We start from the raw sequence: 210 nt of genomic DNA, 5'->3' as shown, positions 1-210 counted from the left end.
AAAGGTACCTTATTATATTCATACAATTCTAAGTCTTCGGTTGGTTTAAGTACAAGTTTCCAGTAACGCTTATATTTATTATATAGTGGTTTATTTAGTTCTTTAAATACGATCATAACGGCTACACGAATACTATTTAAAGCTCGATTTAATAGTTGAACAATATGGAAACGATCGATAATAATTTTAGCGTTTGGAAATAGTTTTTTA

1 protein-coding gene is annotated in these 210 nt (G+C 27.6%); it reads right to left on the bottom strand.

From position 1 onward, the window contains the following. Positions 1-210: transposase (locus CD113_RS12595; protein WP_142380923.1), on the bottom strand; the 210-nt coding region annotated here is incomplete at both ends.

The sequence above is a fragment of the Staphylococcus simiae genome (assembly GCF_002902085.1).
Taxonomy (GTDB): Bacteria; Bacillota; Bacilli; order Staphylococcales; family Staphylococcaceae; genus Staphylococcus; species Staphylococcus simiae.
This window is presented reverse-complemented; position numbering and strand designations above follow the sequence as displayed.